Source organism: Mycoplasma wenyonii, assembly GCF_003265155.1.
Lineage (GTDB): Bacteria > Bacillota_I > Bacilli_A > Mycoplasmatales > Mycoplasmoidaceae > Eperythrozoon_A > Eperythrozoon_A wenyonii_C.
Map to the genome: position 1 here is coordinate 1 of NZ_QKVO01000026.1, position 2,904 is coordinate 2,904.

Consider the following 2,904-nt stretch of genomic DNA (forward strand, 5'->3'; position numbering starts at 1 on the left):
GTAAGGCTGTAGAGTCCTTAGCAAGGAATCCTGAAGTAGAGGCTCTTATTTTTAAGCAGTTTATTGTTGGGGCTGCAGTATGTGAATCTGTAGCTATTTATGGTTTAATAGTGGCTATTCTCATAATGTTTGCCATTTCATAGGCTTCCAGTATCTTTTCAACAACTTAATTAGGTTTCTTTAAGCCTCTAATAAATCTTTGAAAATAAAATAGGTTTTTTCTTGTGGGGTTAATTAGTGGGTTTCTAAGATTATTTGGATTTCTTGCTGTCTGGAAATGGATCGGTAACAAAAGTAAATGAAAAAGTCCTGAAAATGTCACAATAATTCAAGAGTCAAGTAAAAAAGCCATTATTGAAAATGACTTAAATAAGTGGCTAGGAACGTGAAAACAGATACTTAAGTGATATAGGTTTTTAAAACCAGTTCAAATAATCTTTTGTTTACTAGCCTGTATTACTATACCTGTTGGAATTTGTTTAAGTTCTGCGTGAGGTTATGGTATTTTTGGATTCTGAACTTTCTTAACCTATGTAACTTACTACAAGTATTTCCAACATTCTCGAAGATTACTTAAATATCAGCCTAAAGAAAAAGAAAGCACAAATTTAAAGAACTGCAAAGCTGGTACAAGAGCTGCTTTATTCTTTAATTTCTTTCCTTTTCTAGTTCTTTTGGGTTACAAGCCCAATTTTGATCACCTTAATTCATTTCTTATTGGATTAGTAGATACAGAAGACTTATTTGTTATGAATCCTGTCTTATTTGATGAAAAGATAAAGAAACTTAATAAAAAACCTGAAGAATTAAATGGTTACACAGTAAATCTAGAGGAATTTCAACAATCTATTAACGGGTTTTAAAGATTAGTCTTTAGCTTCAGAATCTTGGAATATTCTATCAGGCAATCCAACAATTTGTTCTTTAACTCTTGTAATCAATTGTTGGTTTGATTCTTTCATATCTTGAAGTATTTTTTCTATTTGGCTTAGTTGTTCTTCTACTTTTTTCTTAACTTCTTTATTGTGTTCTGTGAACTTAGAAACTGTCTGTGCTTGGAATTCTTCAAGAGATTTCTTTAAAGATGCTTCTTCTTTCTCTTTAGCTTCTTTTAATTGTTGGTTTTGTTCTTCAGTTTTTTTATCTAGCTGTTCTTTTTGTTCTGTAATAGATTTAGCTTGTTTGTTACGTTCTTTTTTTTGCTCTTCAGATTTCTTATGTTTCTCTTCTAGAGATTTTTGATTCTTTTGACTTGCTTCTTTTTCTTTCTCTAATCGTATAGTTTCTTCCTCTACTAATCTAGAACTTTCTTCACTATTACTACTTATTTTTGAAAGAATAGAAGAGAGTCGATTGCCCCCCCCTGCAGACATCTGTTTCATCCCAAAAGCAATTCCATTAGCTCCTGCAGTTAAGCTACCCACTAGTCCAAGTAAATATTTAGAGAAAACCATTTAACTATTAATGGTTTGTATTTAGTATTTCTTAAATTTAAAAGCTTTATTTTTAGCTAAGAACTACTAACATATGTCTGGGTCCTTTAGTGAATTAACAATAGCTATTAGTGTTTCTTTTTACTAAGTTAATTGGATTAGGCGGAACTCTTTTATCTTCTGGAATAGCTATCTCTTTTCTAGTTCCTTATTTCCAGAATGAAGACAAAGATGTACTTTCAAACCTTATCTATAAAGACAATAACTCAACTAATAGGTTTGACTTATCTGCTTTAGATGGAAAAGTCAAATCAAACATTAAAAGATTAGAAAAACAGATTCAAGAATTATCTTCTGCTAGAGAAATTACCAACAATTGAAAGAAAGAGGCTCATCAAAATATCTCAACTAATTTAGATAAGTTAACTCAGAAAGAAGAACAACTTACTGATCTATATAAAGAGCTCTATTCTTCTTTAAAGCAATTAATTATGAAACAAACAGAAATCTTTCAATTTTCTCTTAAGCGGTTAAAGGCTGACAAAGAAAATAGTCAATACACCTCACTCTATGATGGGTATTCTCAGTTGAGTACTGCCCTAAATGATTGAGAAAACTCAATTAAAGAAATTAAGTGTGAAATAGATAAAAACTGTGATCTCTCTTGAGCTTCTGCGCTTTCCTGAATTAAATCTTCTCTTCCATTTGTCTCATACTTAGAAGAACTATTCTATTCAAAAGAAACAGAAAGTTCTGAAGGGGCTCAGAGACAATTATTTGAAGTTAGTACAGAGTTATCTAAATTACTTACTAAGATAAAACAGAAAAATGTAACTTATAGATACTCAAAGATTCTTTCTAATATAGACAAGTTACTCTGGCGAAACAAGTTGTCTTATTTAGATGCATTAATTGCCCAACTAACTCAAGAAAAGAGTAATTTGGATGAAAACATTAAATCACTGATAGAAAAAGCTAAACAGTTAACAAACAGTATTAATGATCTAAACAATAAATTAACTGAATGATTGAATAAATTCACTAACTGAAAGAACTGAGAAACATCTCTACATTTTTGAAATACAAAATTAAAAGAGAGTCTATTTCGATATCGAAATATTCTGAATAAAAGTTAAGGTTACGTCAATAAGATAATTAACGATACGGGGGGGGCTGAAGGGAGTTTTAAAAGAATTGTCTATATTCTTTCAATCAAAAGATGAATTATATAAAGGTATTGGGGCCGGTGTCGCTATCTTAGCTGGATTAGGTGCCGCTTTAGCTCAGGGATATATTGGAGGTAAGGCTGTAGAGTCTTTAGCGAGAAATCCGGAAGTAGAGGCTCTTATCTTTAAGCAGTTTATTGTGGGGGCTGCAGTATGTGAATCTGTAGCTATTTATGGTTTGATAGTAGCAATTTTGATCATGTTCGCTATGAAACAATAGTTAATTCTTTTAAAGATTTAATAGT

General features: G+C 31.1%; 5 protein-coding genes. 4 read left to right on the plus strand and 1 reads right to left on the minus strand.

Annotated elements, in window-relative coordinates; translation table 4 throughout:
- The coding region (gene atpE, locus DNK47_RS03270) for an ATP synthase F0 subunit C (RefSeq protein ID WP_112665917.1) at positions 1 to 143 on the plus strand (143 nt) is incomplete at its 5' end.
- An 81-nt stretch (positions 144 to 224) separates the two neighbouring features.
- Positions 225 to 863: a hypothetical protein gene (locus tag DNK47_RS03275; RefSeq protein ID WP_112665919.1), complete on the plus strand. Its 639-nt coding sequence runs from the start codon at positions 225 to 227 to the stop codon at positions 861 to 863.
- 3 nt (positions 864 to 866) lie between these two features.
- On the opposite strand, the gene DNK47_RS03280 is transcribed toward DNK47_RS03275, so the two are convergent.
- Positions 867 to 1,454, minus strand: a complete 588-nt coding sequence (locus DNK47_RS03280) for a hypothetical protein (RefSeq protein WP_112665921.1) — start codon at positions 1,452 to 1,454, stop codon at positions 867 to 869.
- Between the two features lie 110 nt (positions 1,455 to 1,564).
- Here DNK47_RS03280 and DNK47_RS03285 point away from each other — a divergent pair, with 110 nt between their 5' ends.
- Both DNK47_RS03285 and atpE (DNK47_RS03290) read left to right on the plus strand, forming a co-directional pair.
- Positions 1,565 to 2,569 (plus strand): hypothetical protein, encoded by a 1,005-nt coding sequence (locus tag DNK47_RS03285; protein WP_112665923.1) that lies wholly within the window; start codon positions 1,565 to 1,567, stop codon positions 2,567 to 2,569.
- A 58-nt stretch (positions 2,570 to 2,627) separates the two neighbouring features.
- A complete protein-coding gene (atpE, locus tag DNK47_RS03290; protein ID WP_258393919.1) occupies positions 2,628 to 2,879 on the plus strand; it encodes an ATP synthase F0 subunit C in 252 nt (83 codons plus the stop codon).
- Positions 2,880 to 2,904: the final 25 nt, after the last annotated feature.